Raw genomic sequence first — 16,046 nt, 5'->3', positions numbered from 1 at the left:
TCGCAGCGAATCAAAAGGAGTGGATCCAAGAAAGGGGATCAAAGGAAGTGGATCTCGGACCTGATCTGCACGCGCGGCACCAGGGCCGACCACACGCCGATGATCTCGCGCGTGCGCTCCTGGTGCGGTACGCGCTTGCCGGTGGAGGCGAGCCCGCACACGGCCATGCTGTCGATCTCGCGGCCGACCTTGGCGGCTTCGGCGCGGGTGAGGGTGCGCGCGGCCACGCGCACCGCGATCTCGTTGGGCTCGCAGGACGGCGCCGGCGAGGCCTCGCCGTGGATGGCGTTGACGCCGAGGAAGTCGATGCGCAGCGCCTGCGCGTCCAGCGCGGCCAGCTGGAACCGGTGCTCAAGGATGGTCTTGGCCAGCCGCGCCTTTTCCAGGCAGCCGGGGCCGGCGTAGAAGAACATGTCCTCGCCGATAAAGCCCTCCGTGCAGCCCAGCGATACCTTGAGCGTGGGCGTGCGCGGCGATCCGCTGATGCCGCTCACGCGGACCTGGTCGGGCGCAAGCTGCTCCAGTTGCGCCGTGGTGAAGTCCACCACCACGTCCGGCGTGATGTAGCGTCGCGGGTCGTGCACCTCGTAGAACATCTGCTCCTTGACCGTTTGCAGGTCGATGCGGCCACCGGTGCCGGCCACCTTGGAAATCACGGCCGTTCCGCTCGCGTCCACCTCGGCAATCGGGAAGGCCAGGTTCCACGGCTCGGGCACGTCCTTGTAGCCCGGATCGCCAAAATAGCCGCCGGTCACCTGTGCGCCGCATTCCAGCAAATGGCCGATGGCGCTGCCGCGCGCGAGCAGTTCGGTGTCTTCAGTTTTCCATCCGAACGCATGCATCATCGGTGCGAGAAACAACGAGGGATCGGCCACGCGGCCCGTCACCACGATCTGCGCGCCGGCTTCCAGCGCGCGCACGATCGGCTCCGCGCCCTCATACGGCTCGGCCGAGATCAGCGAGTCGCGCAGGGTGGCGATGGGCGCGCCGGTTTCCAGGATTTCCAGGGGCTGGTCGCAGATGGAGCTGGTCAGGTCGGTGGTGGTGATGGCCGCGACCTTCACGCCGGCCAGGCCGAGCTCCTCGCACAGCCGGGCGATGCGCCGCGCAGCGCCCAGCGGATTGATCCAGCCCTGGTTGCTGACGATGCGCGTGCCGTTGGCGATGCAGTGCGGCAGCACGGCGCGCATGCGTTCATCGAGGTAGGTGTCGTAGCCTTCGAAGGCGGGGTCGCGGCGCTTTCGCACCTGCGCGGCGCTGACGGTGGCCTCGGCCATGGTCTCGAAGCAGAGGAAATCGAGCTTGCCGTGCTGCGCGCTCAGCGCTGCGGGTTCGACGCGGTCGCCCCACCAGCCGGAGCCCGAGCCGATGCGGAGGGTCTTTGCTGCCATGACGGGATCCTTGGTTTGTTGTCTTGCGTGGCGTCTTGGGGTTACTGGGCCTGGATGCCTGCGCTTTTGATCACGCGCGACCATTTCTCGGTATCGGCGCGAATCACGGCGGCGAAGGCGGCGGGGGATTCGCCGCCGGGCACCGCGCCAAGCTGCTCGATGCGCTGCTTGACCTCGGGCGTGGCCAGGATCCTGGCCACGGTTTGCTGCAGGCGCGCCACCAGCGCGGGCGGCGTGCCGGCCGGGGCCAGGAGGCCGAACCATGAGTTCACCACGTAGCCGGGCAGGCCGGATTCCGCCACGGTGGGCACATCCGGCAGGATGGGCGAGCGCTGCGGGCTGGTCACCGCCAGCGCGCGCACCTTGCCGGCCTGGATTTGCGCCAGCGCCGAGGGCAGGTTGTCGTACATAAGGTTGACCTGGCCCGCCAGCAGGTCGGTCATCGCGGGCGCCGCGCCCTTGTACGGCACGTGCTGCATCTTCACGCCGGCCATGCTGTCGAGCAACTCGCCGGACAGGTGCGGCGAGCCGCCGGTACTGGTGGAGGCGTAGTTGAGGCCGCCCGGCCGCTGCTTGGCCAGCGCGATCAGCTCGGCCACGGATTTGACCGGCAGCGTGGCATTGGTCAGCAACACATTGGGCGAGTTGGCAACCAGCGTCACCGGCGCGAAGTCCTTGGCCGAGTCGTATGGCATGCGCGCGTAGATGAACTGGTTGGTGACCTGGGTGCCGAGCGTGCCCATCAGCAGCGTGTAGCCGTCCGGCGCGGCCTTGGCCACGGCATCTGCGCCGATGTTGCCGCCCGCGCCGGGCCGGTTGTCCACCACCACGGTTTGTCCCAGCGCCTCGCCCAGCTTCTGCGCCACCAGGCGCGCGAGGATGTCGGTGGTGCCACCGGGGGTGAAGGGCACCACCAGCCGCAGCGGCTTGGCGGGGTAGTTGTCCACTGCCCGTGCCGGCAGCGCAAGCTGGGCGCACAGGGCGGCGCAGGCCATGGCGGCCAGGCGGAGGGTGGCGCGTCGGTGCATCGTTGTCTCCTCGCAGGCGCCGCCTTGGCGGCAGTGCCCGGTGGTTGTGCCGTGTGCGCGGGTGCGCCGCAGCATTTCGTTTAATGAAATCTTTTGTGGATGATCTTATGCATGAGCCGGTTTGCAGGTCAAACAAAGGCTATGAATTTTCATTGAGTGAAAATTCGATGCATCGCCAAGTGGCTCTGCGGCCCTGGTCCCGGTGGTGCCGCGCGAGCTGCCGATGGAGCTGGCCGCGCGGTTGGGCTGCGCGGTGATGACGGGCCCTGGCGCGGTGGTCAATACCGCGCAGGTACGCATGGGGCGTGGCGGTGGTGGGGACGGCGGCGTGGGTTTGTCGGCCGTGCCGGGCGCGCTGGCGGCGGGCGCCTCGCGCGTAGATCGCGCTGTACCGCCAGGGCAAGCTGCCGGTGGACCGTTTGCTGACTGGCACGCTCCGGCTCGAAGACATCAATGAAGGCTTCGACCGGCTACGCACCGGGCAGGCGATCCGGCGGATGGTAACGATGGGGGACTAGGGCGGTGCTTGCCAGTAGCCGCGCTCAGTACCCTTGATACCCCTGGTACCCCTGGTACCCCTGGTATCCCTGATACCCCTGGTATTGCGGCTGCGGCGCCTGCTGATAGTAATAAGGCGCCGGCTGCGGCCCGCATGGCACGTACGCGCGATCGTAATCCCGATAGCAGTATCCCGGCGGGGGGCCATATGCCGGCTGGGGCGGCGCGGCTACGACGACCGGCTGGCTGGCCATGGCGGTACCGACGACTGCCAGCCCGACCAAGGCGCCGATGGCCAGCGCTACCGCGCCGGCCGAACCGCCACCGCCATGGTAGCCGCCATCGTGGTAGCGGTCGCGTGCCGAGGCAGGTCCTGCGGCCAGCAGCGCGGCGGCGATGAGGCCCGCGCCGATGACGCGGGTGGCACGATGGGTGTTGCGCATGACTGACTCCTTGAGACGGCCAGCGAGGGCGGCTGGCCAATGACGTCATCTTAGGGGTCAGGCGTCTGCGGAATATATTGGCGCGGTTAGCAGATGTAACGCCAATGTCACCGTGAGCACGCCGGTCAGGGGGCGGGGCGCGGCGGCGGTGGGGGCGATTGCGGGGCCGGAGGAGGCGGCGCAGCGTCGGCGCCCGGGGCAGCCTGGGGCGGCGCCTTCTTGTGATGGTGCTTGTGCTTATGCTTCTTGTGCCGCGCCGGCTGGGCCGGCATGGGCGTTCTCGTGGCCCGCTCGCCCTGTGGCTGCTGCGGCTGGGGCGGCGCAAGCTGGGCGTGGGCGATGCCGCCAAGGGCAAGGGCGGCAGCCAGCGCGGCTGCCTTGAGGCTTGTTATTCCGGGTTTCATCGAGACTCCTCAAAAAATAATCCGTCACAACAGTCACAATTATCCGCACTGCGACGGCGGATGCAGTGTAGGACAAAGCCTGATTCGCGTATCGTGTTTGTCGCCGCTGCATCAACAAGCCGGCTCAGGCGCCGCTGCGATCGCGCGGCACCGGCGCCATGCCAGCGCGGGACACCGACGGCGCGGTCCCGGCCTGGCCTTCATGCTGCCGGCCAAGCCACCATCCCAGCCAGGCCCATCCCAGCGCCAGCACGGCGCCGGTGAGCGCCACCACGGCCGGGTGGCCGGAAAGCCCATCGATGGCGGTCTTGATCCAGGCACTGACGGCATCGCCGGCGCGATAGACCGCGGTGTCAATCACATTCTTGGCCTTGTACTTGGTCTCGGCATCCACCACGGTAAACAACATCTCCCGCCCTGGGCGCAGCAAGGCGTATTCCCCAACGCGGCGCAGGATCATCACGCCGGCCAGCACGCCGAATGCCGGCCACAGCGCCAGCACCAGGAAGCCCGCCGCCACCGCCAGCGGCACCGCCGTGAGCAGGGAGGTCACGCCATAGCGCCGGGCGATGCGCCCCGACAGGAACACCTGCACCAGGATGGTCAGCGCCTGCACGATGGCGTCGATGGCGCTGAACACCTGGGTCTGCTGCATGCGGCTGGGGAAGGTCTGCGCTACCAGCCTGGCCTGCTCGAAGTAGAGAAAGGTGCTGGCCGTGGCCAGCAGGATCACGAACAGGCTGATGCCAAGCAGGTAGCGCGACCGCGCCACCAGTGTAAGCCCCGCCCAGAGCCCGCCCCCGATGGGGTGGGCCGGGTCCTGCACCGGCACCGGATCGTCCGCCACCGGCACGCCCGCGCCGGCGCGCTTGCGCCAGCCAAACAAGTAGCCCACGCCGGGCAGCGTGGCCGCCAGCAGCGCGGCCGACAGCACCATCAGCCCGGTCAGGCCGATGCGCGTCACCAGCCAGCCCCCTAGCAGCGGGCCGGCCAGGCCGCCCGCGCTGGCCCCGGCGGCCAGCAGGCCGAACACCCGGCGCGCCTGGCCGGGACGGAACACATCCGCCATCAGGCTCCACGCCACCGACACCACGAACAGGTTGAAGACCGACAGCCAGACGTAGAACACCCGCGCCAGCCAGATGCTGTCCGGCGCGCCACGCGTGGCCACCGCAAAACCCAGCAGGTTGGCGATAAAGAACGCATAGACCCAGGGCACGAAACGCCGGCGGGGCAGCCGCGCGCTGCACAAGCCATAGAACGGGATGGCCACCAGCATGACCACGAAGGTGGCGGTAAACAGCCATTGCAGGTTTTGCACGCCGCCGGCAATGCCCATGGTTTCCCGCACCGGGCGCAGCATGAAGTAGCTGGCGAACAGGCAGAAGAAGAACAGGAACCCGGCCACGACGGCGCCGCCTTCGCCGGGCTGGATGCCAAGCCCGTGCCGGGTGGCCTGCGTGGTGTTCGTGGGGCTCGTGGGGTTTGCCATGATGGGCTCAGGCAGCCAGCAGCGCGGCAATGCGCTCGCGCTGGCGGGCATCGGGCATGCGGCCAAGGCCCGCGCCGAGATTGTCCTGCATGTTGCGGGGCTTGGAGGTGGCGGGGATCGCCGCCGTCACCGCGGGGTGGCTGACGATGAATTTCAGGAAGATCTGGGCCCATGACGCACTGTCGATCTCGCCGGCCCAGGGGGGCAGCGGCCGGTCCTTGACGGCGCGGAACAGGCGTCCGTCCTGGAACGGGCGATTGACCAGCACGGCGACGCCGCGCTCCTGGCACAGCGGCAGCAGCGTGCGCTCGGCATTGCGCTCGGCCAGGGAGTAGTTCAGTTGCACAAAATCCAGGCGTTCACTGCGCACGATCTGCGCCAACGCTTCGTGCGCGTCCTCGCGATAGTGGGTGATGCCGACATAGCGCGTCTTGCCCTGATCCTTCAACTGGCGCGCAAAGCGCAGGTTGTCGCGCCAGTCGATCAGGTTGTGGACCTGTAGCAGATCCACGGTATCGCTATGCAGGTCGCGCAGCGACTGTGCCCATTGCGCCTGCGCCGAACTGCCGGCGGAGGTGGAGATCTTGGTGGCCAGGAAGACCTTGCCGCGGGCATTGGCGTCTTTCAGCAGGTCGCCGGTGACGCTTTGCGCGCTGCCGTAGCTGGGCGCGGTGTCGATCACCGAGCCGGGGGTTTGCAGCAGCAGGGCCAGGACCTCGGCCAGCGGGGCGCGTTCGGCGCGCTCGGTTCCTACGTTGAAGGTGTTGGCCGTGCCCATGCCGATCACCGGCAGGGTTTCGTGGCCGCCGGGCAGCGGGCGGCGCAACGGGCCAGGTGCGGCCAGCGCCGCGAGCGCGCCGGCGGGCAAGGCGCCGCAGGCCATGCCGAGTGCGGCGGCGAGGCATGCGCTGCCGCCAAGGAAGCGGCGTCGGTCAGATGACATGGCGATCTCCTTGCGGAAGGGCTCGGATCCTCGCTGCCCAAGCCGCGGCAAGCGGTGCGGCATTTCGTCACTGCCCGGCAGGGCGCCGCGTGGCTGGCTTAAGCTGGTGGACCCGAACCGGGTCATCTTCTCACAGATCACAGATAGGAATCCTGCCGCCATGGTCGCACTTGCGGTTACCTGCATCTATCTGCTGCTAGCTGGCGTGCACGTGTACTGGGCGCTGGGCGGCCGCCTGGGCAAGCACGCGGCGGTTCCCCGCCCTGCCGCGCAAGGCCAGCGCCGGCGCGACGGTGCCAGCGGAGCCGGTCATGGTGCCCGCCTTCACGCCCACGCGTAACGGCACGCTGCTGGTGGCCGCCGGGTTGGCGGGGCCTGGCGTACGTGGCGATCCTCCCGCCCTGAGCGTTGCCGCAGTCCCGGCAGCCGTACGCGCCGTATCGCAAGAACCCCCGATTGCAAAATGAAGTGGCGCGTCTGACAATGCCCAGCATCAGAGGCCGGGCGCTGCCGCCACGGCCCATCCGGGCGGCCAGGCGGGCAACGAAAACGGGAGGCGGGAGACCAGGATGCGCACCCAGGTCGCGATCATCGGCGCCGGGCCGGCAGGCTTGCTGCTGGGCCATCTGCTGCACCGCGCCGGCGTCGATGCCGTGGTCATCGAGGACTGCAGCCGCCAGCACGTGGAAGGACGCATCCGGGCTGGCGTGCTGGAGCAGGGGACGGTCGACCTGCTGGTGGCATCCGGCGTGGGCGAGCGCCTGCAGCGCCAGGGCCTGCGCCACCATGGCATCGACCTGCTGTACGACGGGGTCCGCCACCACATCGATCTGTCCGGCCCAACCGGCGGCCGCGCCATTACGGTGTATGGCCAGCACGAAGTGGTCAAGGACCTGATCGCCGCGCGCCTGGCGGATGGCGCGCCCATCTTGTTCGAGGTCGGCGGCGTGGCCTTGCATGGCATCGACGGCGGCAAGCCCAGCGTCACGTTTGCGCACGGCGCGAGGCGCCACACGCTGCATTGCGACTTCATCGCAGGCTGCGATGGTTTTCATGGCGTCTCGCGCGGGGCGATTCCGCCGGCTGCGCTGCAGGTGTTCGAGCGGACCTATCCGTTTGCGTGGCTGGGCATCCTGGCCGAGGCCGCGCCCGCCGCGCAGGAACTGATCTACGCCAGCCATGCGCGCGGCTTCGCGCTGTTCTCGATGCGCTCGCCGCAGATCACGCGGCTCTACCTGCAATGCCGCCCCGACGAGGATCTCGCCCAGTGGCCCGACGCGCGGATCTGGCAGGAACTGCACGCTCGCCTGGAGACGGGCGACGGCTGGCGGCTCAACGAGGGCCCGGTGCTGCAAAAGGGCGTGACGCCGATGCGCAGCCACGTGGTGGAACCCATGCAATATGGCCGGTTGTTCCTGGCCGGGGACGCCGCCCATATCGTGCCGCCCACCGGCGCCAAGGGCATGAACCTGGCCGTGGCCGACGTGCGCACGCTGGGGCGGGCACTGGCCGCCCACTATGGCGAGCGCCGCGACGACCTGCTTGCTGCATACTCCGCCACTTGCCTGCGGCGGGTCTGGCGCGCCGAGCATTTCTCCTGGTGGATGACCTCGTTGCTGCATCGTTTTCCCGACCAGACCCCGTTCATGGCGCGGCTGCAGCAAGCCGAGCTTGAATACGTTACCGCTTCGCCCGCCGCCGCAGCGACCCTCGCGGAGAACTATGTCGGGCTGCCATTCGCCACCTTCGAGGGCGCGTGAGTGCCCGCCTCGACCGGACCACAGGAGACGTCATGACAAAGGTTGGTTGCCCGCCATCGTGGCCGGGGGAGGGCCGGCGATGATCGCCAGTTTCCTCGGCGTGCTGTTCGACGGGCTGGCCTATGGCTGCCTGCTGTTCCTGATCAGCGTAGGGCTGTCGGTGACCATGGGCCTGATGAATTTCGTCAACCTGGCTCACGGCGCGTTCGCCATGTTCGGCGGCTACGTGGCGGTGGTGCTGATGAGCCGGGCCGGCGTGCCCTTCCTGGCGACGCTGCCGCTGGCCTTCGCGCTCGCGGCTGCCGTGGGCTGGGTGCTGGAGCGCACCCTGTACCGGCGCCTGTACCGCGCCAGCCATCTCGACCAGGTGCTGTTCTCGATCGGGCTGACCTTCATGGCGATCGCGGGGGCCACCTACGTGTTCGGGCCGGGACAGCAGCCGGTGGCGCTCCCCGCCTTCCTGCTGGGCCAGGTGCGGGTGGCGGGCCTGGACCTTGGGGCCTATCGCCTGTTCCTGATCGGCGTGGTGGTGGTCATCACCGCGGCGCTGGGCTGGCTGGTGGCGCGCACGCGCTTTGGCGCGCAGGTGCGCGCGGCGGTGGATAACCAGCAGGCGGCGCGCGGCCTGGGCATCAATGTGGAGCGGGTATTCAGCCTGGCCTTCGCGCTTGGGTCCGGGCTGGCCGGGCTGGGCGGCGGGCTGGGCATCGACGTGCTGGGGCTCGATCCGTCGTTTCCGCTCAAGTACATGGTGTATTTCCTGCTGGTGGTGGCGGTGGGCGGCGCGGGCACCATCCGCGGGCCGCTGGTGGCGGCGCTGCTGCTGGGCGTGGCCGATGTGGCCGGCAAGTATTACGTGCCGGCGGTAGGCGCCTTTGTCATCTACGCGCTGATGGTGGTGTTGCTGGTGCTGTTCCCGGCCGGTCTCTACGGGAGGCGGGCATGAGCGCCGTTGACGAGGTACCGAATCGCCCGAGCGTGCGGCGCGCCCGTCTGCCCGACGGGCGCTGGCGCGCTGGCGAGATCGTGTTCTGGCTGGTGCCGGTGGCGGTGTTCTTCCTGTTGCCCGGCTACCTGATCCTCGGCAGCCAGGTGCTGATCACCGGGCTCTTCGCGCTGTCTTTGGACTTGCTGCTGGGCTACGCCGGGATCGTCTCGTTGGGGCATGCGGCCTTCTTCGGCCTCGGCGCCTACACGGCCGGGCTGCTGGCCGCGCATGGCTGGGGCGAGCCGGTCTCGGGCCTGCTTGCGGCCGGCGCGGTGGCCGGCCTGGCGGGCTGGCTGGCGAGCTTCCTGGTGGTGCGCGGCGGCGACCTGACCCGGCTCATGGTCACGCTGGGCATCGGGCTGATGCTGTTCGAGGCGGCCAACAAGGCGGCCTTCCTGACCGGTGGCGTGGATGGCCTGTCGGGCGTCGCGATGGCGCCGTTGCTCGGGCTGTTCGAGTTCGACCTGTTCGGCAAGACCGCCTACCTTTACAGCCTGGTGGTCACGTTCCTGTTGTTCGTGCTGGTGCGCAGGCTGGTGGCTTCGCCCTTCGGGCTGTCGCTGCGCGGCATGCGCGAGGGCGCGCGCCGCATGCCGGCGCTGGGCGTAAACGTGCCGCGCCGCCTGGGCGCGGTGTTTGCCGTGGCGGCGGCGCTGGCCGGCGTGGCCGGCGGGCTGCTGGCGCAGACGACGCAGTTCGTCGGCATGGACGTGCTGGGCTTTCCGCGATCGGCGGAGCTGCTGGTGATGCTGGTGCTGGGTGGCGCGGGCCGGCTGTATGGCGCATTGCTCGGGGCGGCCGTGTTCATGATCGCGCAGGATGTGCTGGCGGGCATCAATCCGGTGTACTGGCAGTTCTGGATTGGCCTGCTGCTGGTGGTGATCGTGCTGTTCGCGCGCGGCGGGCTGATGGGCGCGCTGGATGCGCTGCGCCGCGGCATGCGCCGCAAGCCGGGAGGAGACCGGCCATGACCAGGTTGCTGCGTACCGAGGGGCTGTCCAAGTCCTGGGGCGGGTTTGCCGCCAATAGGGATATCTCCCTGCAGTTCCCGCCGGGCGCCCGCCATGCGCTGATCGGGCCAAACGGCGCTGGCAAGACCACCTTCATCAACCTGCTTACCGGCGCCTTGCCGGCCACAAGCGGCAGCATCTGGCTCGGCGACGAGGACATCACGCAACTGCCTCAGCACGCGCGGGTGCGGCGCGGCATGACCCGAACCTTCCAGATCAACACCTTGTTCCCTGGCCTGACGGTGCTGGAATCCGTGGTGCTCGCGGTGGCCGAGCGCAGCGGCGCCACCCGGATCTGGCATCGCACCGTGGCCTCGCAGCAGGCTCTGGCCGACGAGGCCATGGCGGTGCTGGCCAGCCTGCGGCTGGACGCCGATGCCGATACCGAGACGCGCAGCCTGCCATACGGCAAGCAGCGTTTGCTGGAAATCGCGCTGGCGCTGGCCACCCGGCCCGCCATCCTGCTGCTGGACGAGCCCGCGGCCGGCATCCCGGCCGGGGAGAGCGCTGAGCTGTTCGGCGTGATCGCCGGCTTGCCGCGCGACATCACCATCCTGTTTATCGAGCATGACATGGACCTGGTATTCCGCTTTGCCGAGCGCATCACGGTGCTGGTGGGGGGCCGCGTGCTGACCGAGGGCACGCCGGCGGAGGTCGGCGCCGATCCCCGCGTCAGGGAGGTGTACCTGGGGGAGGCCACGCATGACTGAACTGCTGCGGGTGCAGGGGCTGAGCGCGGGCTATGGCGACGCCGTGGTGCTGGACGGCATCGACCTGACGCTGGACGCCGGCGAGAGCCTGGCCTTGCTGGGCCGCAACGGGGTGGGCAAGAGCACGCTGCTGCTGACGCTGATGGGCCTGACCCGGCTGCGGCGCGGCAGCCTGTCCTGGCAAGGGCGCGACCTGGCGCGGTTGGCGGCGCACCAGCGCGCCGCCGCCGGCCTGGGATGGGTGCCGCAGGAGCGCTACGTGTTCCCGTCCCTGACCGTGGAGGAGCACCTGACGGCGGTGGCGCGTCCGGGCGTTTGGAACGTCGCGCGGGTCTATGAAGTATTTCCCCGGCTGCAGGAACGGCGCGGCAACCTGGGCAACCAGTTGTCCGGCGGCGAACAGCAGATGCTGGCGATTGCCCGGGCGCTCATGGTAAACCCGGTCCTGCTATTACTTGACGAACCGATGGAAGGATTGGCGCCTATTATTGTTCAGGAATTGCAGCATGTGATCCGCTGTTTGATCGAGGAAGGCGGCATGGCTGTGATCGTGGTGGAGCAGCACGCTCGCCTGGCGCTTGGCATGACCCGGCGCGCGATGGTGCTCGACCGCGGCAGGGTGGTGTTTGAGTCGAGCAGCACCGAGCTGCTGGCGGACAAGGGCAGGTTGGACAGGTTGCTGACGGTTGCGTGAGCCCGGCCCCGGTATGGTCAAACGGGGCAGGCGATGGCGCGCGAACGTTGGCGGTCGTTTGTGGCAACACTGCCTTCGGCCATCGGCCGTGCCCATTTTTTGCAGGCGGGTAGTATCGGGGAACTATGGAAGCCCATGAGCAAAAACGGCTCGTCAACGCCTATATCCAGCGTTACAGCCGCTATGATCCGGCCATCGGCCGGCACGAGGTTCGCTCGTTCTGGGTCTGGCAGGCCTGCGACTGGCTCGGCGTCAACGACCCCGAAGGGTTATGGCGGCTGGTGCTGGAGGTCCTGGCCCGCACCGATAGTCCCCGCGTCCTTGGCGCGCTCGCTGCCGGCGAACTCGAAGACCTGATCGAATACCACGGCCCGGCCTTCATCGACCGCATCGAGCACGAGGCTGCGCGCGACCCGCGTTTCCGGCGCCTGCTGTGCGGCGTCTGGCGCAGCGCCACGCCCGAGGTATGGGCGCGGGTGCTGGCCGCCAGCGACAGCAATTTCAACGAAGTGCCGCAGCGCGCGATGTGGATGTGCTACGACCTGCGCGGCCGGGATGCGCAGGGCGCCGCGGCGCAGCCGGATGGCGAGGCGGGCATGTCTCGCGAGGCGCAAAGACCGCCCGCCCGCGTGGTGCCATCGCCGTCGCGAATCCGGCAGCGCGAAGGCGCGATGCACGCAGACGCGCCGCATCGCGCCGCCTGGCCTACTTCCCCGGATCCTTGACGTTGTCGAACTTGTCGAACTCCACGTTGTAGAGTTCGCCGCCAACCTTTTCCACGCGCCGGATGTAGACGGTCTGGACCACGTCGCGTGTTTCCGGGTCGATCATGATCGGGCCGCGCGGGCTGGCGATCTTCATGCCCTTGAGCGCCGCGACGAACTTGTCGCCGTCGGTGGCGCCGCCGGTCTTCTTCAGCGCGTCGTAGATCGCGCGCATGCCGTCATAGGCGGCCACGGCCATGAAGTTGGGCCGGCCAGCGCCGGGGTTGGCTTCGGCAAAGGCTTTCAGGAAGGCCTTGTTCTCGGGCGAATCGTGCGCCATCGAGTAATGGAACGACGTGATCACGCCCAGCGTGGCGTCGCCCATGGCCGGCAGCACGTGGTCGTCGGTCAGGTCGCCGGTGGCGATCACGCGGATGCCGGCCTCGGCCAGGCCGCGCTCGCGAAAGCCCTTCATGAACGCCACGCCCTGCTCGCCGGCGGGCAGGAACAGGAACACCGCCTCCGGCTTGGCGTCCTTGATGCGCTGGATGAACGGCGCGAATTCCGGATTGCGCAGCGGCACCCGGATCGACTCGATTACCTGTCCGCCGCCGCCGATGAAATTGGTCTTGAATGCGGTCTCCGCATCGATCCCCGGCGCGTAGTCCGCCACCAGCGTCACTACCTTGCGCACCTTGTTCTTGATGGCCCAGGTCGCCATCGGCGCCGAGATCTGCGGCAAGGTCATCGAGACCCGCGCGATATACCCGGATTTGGTGGTGATCGAGGACGACGCCGCGTTGAAGATCACCATCGGCTTCTTGGCCTGCTCGGCAATCGGCGCCACCGCAAGGGCCTCGGGCGTGAGGCCGAAACCGGCCAGCACGTCGACCTTGTCGCGCACCACCAGCTCCTGTGCCAGCCGCTTGGCCACGTCCGGGGCCGGGCCCGTGGTGTCCTTGCTGATGATCTGCACCTTGCGGCCCGCCACGGTATCGCCATTGAGCTTCTGGAACGCCTTGATGCCGCCTTCCATCTGCTTGCCATAGTCGGCAAAACTGCCCGAGAAGGGCGCGATCAGCCCGATCTTGACGGGATCGGCGGCGTGGGCGAGCGAAGGCGCCACGGCAAGCACGCTGCAAGCCGCGATGGCACGCAGCAAGGGGGCAAAGGTCATCGATGGTCTCCTGGTTGAGTGCGCTCTGATCCCGGAACGGGCCCGGGTTGGTGACGGCGCGGGCTCTGGCAGAGGAGTGTAGGGGGCAGGGCAGTTTGGTGCAATCGGGGGTTTCGCAATGGGCTGCGGGCAGCCACGGGCATTCGCTATAGAATGCGCGCTGGCTTAGACACCACCCATGCGGTGCAAACCGGGAATGATGAAAGTACTTGCGCTATCCGGCAGCCTGCGGGCTGTATCCATCAATTCCGCGCTGCTGCGCGCGGCCGCGAGACTGGCGCCACCGGAAGTGTCGGTCGCCGTGTTTGACGGCCTCGGGGCGTTGCCGCTGTTCAATCCGGACGACGAGGCTTGTCCGCCTGCCAGCGTCACACGCTTGTTCACCGAGGTGGCGCAAGCGGATGCGCTGCTGATCGCGAGCCCCGAGTACGCGCACGGCGTTACCGGAACGATCAAGAACGCACTGGACTGGCTGGTGGGGTTTGAGCCGTTCGCTTTCAAGCCTGTCGCGGTACTCAATGCATCGCCGCGCGCGCACCATGCCGATGCGGCCCTGCGCGAGACCTTGAAGACGATGGCCGCCGTCATTATCGAGCCGGCGTCCATCACAGTGCCATTGCTGGGCGCCAGGCTTGATGAAGATGGCCTGGTCTCGACGCCGGGCATTGCCGCTTCCATTCAAGACGCGCTGGTGTCGCTGTACGATGCCGTCGTCCTTCACAAGACGACGGCCCTTGCCACATTTCCGCTTGCGTGACTGGCAAGCGGCCGGCGGCGCGCCATAGGGCGATCAGGCGGTTCAGGCGGCCACGAGTCGGAACGTGGATACCGCTTCCTTCAGGCGCTGGGCCTGCTCCTCCAGGGAGCCTGCGGCGGCCGCGGCTTGTTCCACCAGGGCGGCATTCTGCTGCGTGACCGAGTCCATCTGCGTGACAGCCTGGTTGACCTGCTCGATGCCGGCGCTCTGCTCGGCCGAGGCAGCGCTGATCTCGCCCATGATGTCGGTCACGCGCTTTACCGCGCCCACGATCTCGTCCATGGTCTGGCCGGCCTTGGTGACCAGCTGCGAGCCCTTTTCCACGCGCTCGACCGAGTCGCCGATCAGCGACTTGATCTCCTTGGCGGCGGTCGCGCTGCGCTGGGCCAGGCTGCGCACCTCGCCGGCCACCACCGCGAAGCCCCGGCCTTGCTCGCCGGCGCGGGCGGCTTCCACCGCGGCGTTGAGCGCGAGGATGTTGGTCTGGAAGGCGATGCCCTCGATCACGGCAATGATGTCGACCACCTTGCGCGATGCGCCGTTGATTTCCTGCATGGTGTCGACCACCTCGCCAACCACCGCGCCGCCCTTGATCGCGATCTCGGAGGCGTTGACGGCGAGCGAGCTGGCCTGCTTGGCGTTGTCCGCATTCTGGCGGACGATGCTGGTCAGCTCTTCCATGCTGGAAGCCGTTTCTTGCAGCGACGACGCTTGTTCTTCCGTGCGTTGGGACAAGTCCGTGTTGCCTGCGGCGATCTGGCTCGTGCCGGACGCAATGGATTCGGTGCCGGTGCGCACCTGGGTCACGATGCGCAGGATGTTGCCATTCATGTCGCCCAGCGCCCGCAGCAGCTGGCCGGTCTCGTCCTTGCTCTCCGAGCGGATGTGGCTGGTCAGGTCGCCCGACGCCACCTTGCGTGCGAAGCCAACGGCGCGATGCAGCGGCGCGGTGATGCCAACCGTCAGCCATACCGAGAACGCGACGCCAATGGCCAGCACCAGCACGCCAAGCGCGATCAGCCGATTGCGCACGGAGAGGTAGATCTCGTTGATGGCCAGCGCGGTCTGGTCGATGCTGGCCCGCTGGATATCCAGCAGCTTCTGGATCTCGGCAAGATAGGCGTTGCCGGCGGGCACGAACTCGCTTTCGAGCACCTGGTTGGCTTCGTCGGTCTGGCCGGCTTCCTTGAGCTTGGTGATCTTGTCGCGCGATTCGTTATACGGTTTGCGCACGGTCTGGATCGTTTTGAATGCAGCCTTTTCCGCGTCGGAGGAAAGCAGCGGCTCGATCTTGTCGCGCAGCGCCGCGATGGCGTCGACCGAACCCTTCGTTTCAGCGGCAAAGAAGGCACCCAGGCTTGGGTCGGAACTACGCGCCACCGCGGTGGTGCGGCGCACGCTCGTGTGCATCAGGCGATACCAGTCGCTGACGACGCGCTCCTTGGCCAGCGGCTGCTGCATCATGTCATGCGTGCGGCTGGCCACGTCCTGCAGCCCCAGGATGCTGAACACGGTCATGAGCGTTGACAGCAGCAGCACTACGCCAAAGCCAATCCCAAGGCGTACCCCAATTCCAAGATTTTTCATTTTCTTCTACCTGAATGGAAATAATACGGTGGCGAAATGCTGGCCCAGAGGACCCGGATTCGCTCTATTGTCAGCCGCGCCGTTTGTTGTGAACGCACCTGCGGACTATGGTGAATAACGACAATCGGGGTGGGAACTTGAGTGGCGGGGTTTGTTACCCGGCCGGCAGGCCGCGACAGCGGCCCGGCGAGGATGGTGTGGTCAGGCGGATTCGCGTCGGCTCTGCTGCGCCAGCCGCTTCCAGTTCCGCGCGGCATAAGCATGCGCCTGCCGCAGCGCCGCCCAGAGACCGACGAGCCTGATGCCCTTCAGCGCTGGTTGATCTTCATATCGTGTGCTCGATATCGGATTTTGAGCTGCAATGCAAAAGGGAGCCACGCGGGCGAGCCGTTAACAAAAAGTGTTGAAAATCGGCGGAGACCGGCCTAGGATCCTTACCCAGCCTAGGCCTTCTCTGCCG

At 67.8% G+C, this 16,046-nt stretch carries 16 protein-coding genes; 8 read left to right on the top strand and 8 right to left on the bottom strand.

The annotated features are described in order from the left end of the window. Positions 1-38: 38 nt before the first annotated feature. The 6 genes from ACGLHR_RS09530 to ACGLHR_RS09505 form a co-directional block, all read right to left on the bottom strand. Complete coding sequence (locus ACGLHR_RS09530; RefSeq protein ID WP_400093452.1) at positions 39-1,391, bottom strand: acyclic terpene utilization AtuA family protein; 1,353 nt, start codon at positions 1,389-1,391, stop codon at positions 39-41. Between the two features lie 41 nt (positions 1,392-1,432). After that, complete coding sequence (locus tag ACGLHR_RS09525; RefSeq protein WP_400093450.1) at positions 1,433-2,419, bottom strand: Bug family tripartite tricarboxylate transporter substrate binding protein; 987 nt, start codon at positions 2,417-2,419, stop codon at positions 1,433-1,435. 542 nt (positions 2,420-2,961) lie between these two features. After that, on the bottom strand, positions 2,962-3,360 hold the full coding sequence (locus ACGLHR_RS09520) for a mechanosensitive ion channel protein MscS (protein ID WP_400093449.1): 399 nt from the start codon (positions 3,358-3,360) through the stop codon (positions 2,962-2,964). A 125-nt stretch (positions 3,361-3,485) separates the two neighbouring features. Then, the gene (locus ACGLHR_RS09515) at positions 3,486-3,764 is read right to left on the bottom strand and encodes a hypothetical protein (RefSeq protein WP_400093447.1); all 279 of its coding nucleotides are present in this window, start codon (positions 3,762-3,764) and stop codon (positions 3,486-3,488) included. 124 nt (positions 3,765-3,888) lie between these two features. After that, a complete protein-coding gene (locus ACGLHR_RS09510) occupies positions 3,889-5,256 on the bottom strand; it encodes an NTP/NDP exchange transporter (RefSeq protein WP_400093446.1) in 1,368 nt (455 codons plus the stop codon). Between the two features lie 7 nt (positions 5,257-5,263). Further along, positions 5,264-6,199 carry an aldo/keto reductase gene (locus ACGLHR_RS09505; protein WP_400093445.1) on the bottom strand — a complete coding sequence of 312 codons (936 nt, stop codon included), beginning with the start codon at positions 6,197-6,199 and terminating at the stop codon, positions 5,264-5,266. Between the two features lie 160 nt (positions 6,200-6,359). Between ACGLHR_RS09505 and ACGLHR_RS09500 the strand changes: the two genes are divergently transcribed. The 7 genes from ACGLHR_RS09500 (at position 6,360) to ACGLHR_RS09470 (ending at position 12,086) form a co-directional block, all read left to right on the top strand. After that, a complete protein-coding gene (locus ACGLHR_RS09500) occupies positions 6,360-6,539 on the top strand; it encodes a hypothetical protein (protein WP_400093444.1) in 180 nt (59 codons plus the stop codon). A 229-nt stretch (positions 6,540-6,768) separates the two neighbouring features. Continuing rightward, positions 6,769-7,959, top strand: coding sequence for a 4-hydroxybenzoate 3-monooxygenase (gene pobA / locus ACGLHR_RS09495; protein WP_400093442.1), 1,191 nt, complete (start codon positions 6,769-6,771; stop codon positions 7,957-7,959). A gap of 79 nt (positions 7,960-8,038) precedes the next feature. Continuing rightward, positions 8,039-8,905 carry a branched-chain amino acid ABC transporter permease gene (locus tag ACGLHR_RS09490; RefSeq protein ID WP_400093440.1) on the top strand — a complete coding sequence of 289 codons (867 nt, stop codon included), beginning with the start codon at positions 8,039-8,041 and terminating at the stop codon, positions 8,903-8,905. After that, positions 8,902-9,918, top strand: coding sequence for a branched-chain amino acid ABC transporter permease (locus ACGLHR_RS09485; protein WP_400093439.1), 1,017 nt, complete (start codon positions 8,902-8,904; stop codon positions 9,916-9,918). The genes ACGLHR_RS09490 and ACGLHR_RS09485 overlap by 4 nt, the downstream gene beginning before the upstream one ends. Continuing rightward, a complete protein-coding gene (locus ACGLHR_RS09480) occupies positions 9,915-10,667 on the top strand; it encodes an ABC transporter ATP-binding protein (protein ID WP_400093438.1) in 753 nt (250 codons plus the stop codon). The genes ACGLHR_RS09485 and ACGLHR_RS09480 overlap by 4 nt, the downstream gene beginning before the upstream one ends. Continuing rightward, positions 10,660-11,361 carry an ABC transporter ATP-binding protein gene (locus tag ACGLHR_RS09475; RefSeq protein ID WP_400093436.1) on the top strand — a complete coding sequence of 234 codons (702 nt, stop codon included), beginning with the start codon at positions 10,660-10,662 and terminating at the stop codon, positions 11,359-11,361. Before ACGLHR_RS09480 ends, ACGLHR_RS09475 begins: the two co-directional genes overlap by 8 nt. 125 nt (positions 11,362-11,486) lie before the next feature. Then, positions 11,487-12,086 carry a DUF6869 domain-containing protein gene (locus tag ACGLHR_RS09470; RefSeq protein WP_400093434.1) on the top strand — a complete coding sequence of 200 codons (600 nt, stop codon included), beginning with the start codon at positions 11,487-11,489 and terminating at the stop codon, positions 12,084-12,086. On the opposite strand, the gene ACGLHR_RS09465 is transcribed toward ACGLHR_RS09470, so the two are convergent. Continuing rightward, on the bottom strand, positions 12,067-13,242 hold the full coding sequence (locus ACGLHR_RS09465) for an ABC transporter substrate-binding protein (RefSeq protein WP_318234870.1): 1,176 nt from the start codon (positions 13,240-13,242) through the stop codon (positions 12,067-12,069). The two genes, ACGLHR_RS09470 and ACGLHR_RS09465, sit on opposite strands and share 20 nt — an antisense overlap. A gap of 196 nt (positions 13,243-13,438) precedes the next feature. Here ACGLHR_RS09465 and ACGLHR_RS09460 point away from each other — a divergent pair, with 196 nt between their 5' ends. Next, positions 13,439-13,999, top strand: coding sequence for an NADPH-dependent FMN reductase (locus tag ACGLHR_RS09460; RefSeq protein ID WP_400093433.1), 561 nt, complete (start codon positions 13,439-13,441; stop codon positions 13,997-13,999). Between the two features lie 42 nt (positions 14,000-14,041). Here the strand turns inward: ACGLHR_RS09460 and ACGLHR_RS09455 are convergent, their stop codons facing one another. Next, positions 14,042-15,586: a methyl-accepting chemotaxis protein gene (locus ACGLHR_RS09455; RefSeq protein ID WP_400093432.1), complete on the bottom strand. Its 1,545-nt coding sequence runs from the start codon at positions 15,584-15,586 to the stop codon at positions 14,042-14,044. Positions 15,587-16,046: the final 460 nt, after the last annotated feature.

This window comes from Cupriavidus sp. CuC1, assembly GCF_044627735.1.
GTDB lineage: Bacteria > Pseudomonadota > Gammaproteobacteria > Burkholderiales > Burkholderiaceae > Cupriavidus > Cupriavidus ulmosensis.
This window is presented reverse-complemented; position numbering and strand designations above follow the sequence as displayed.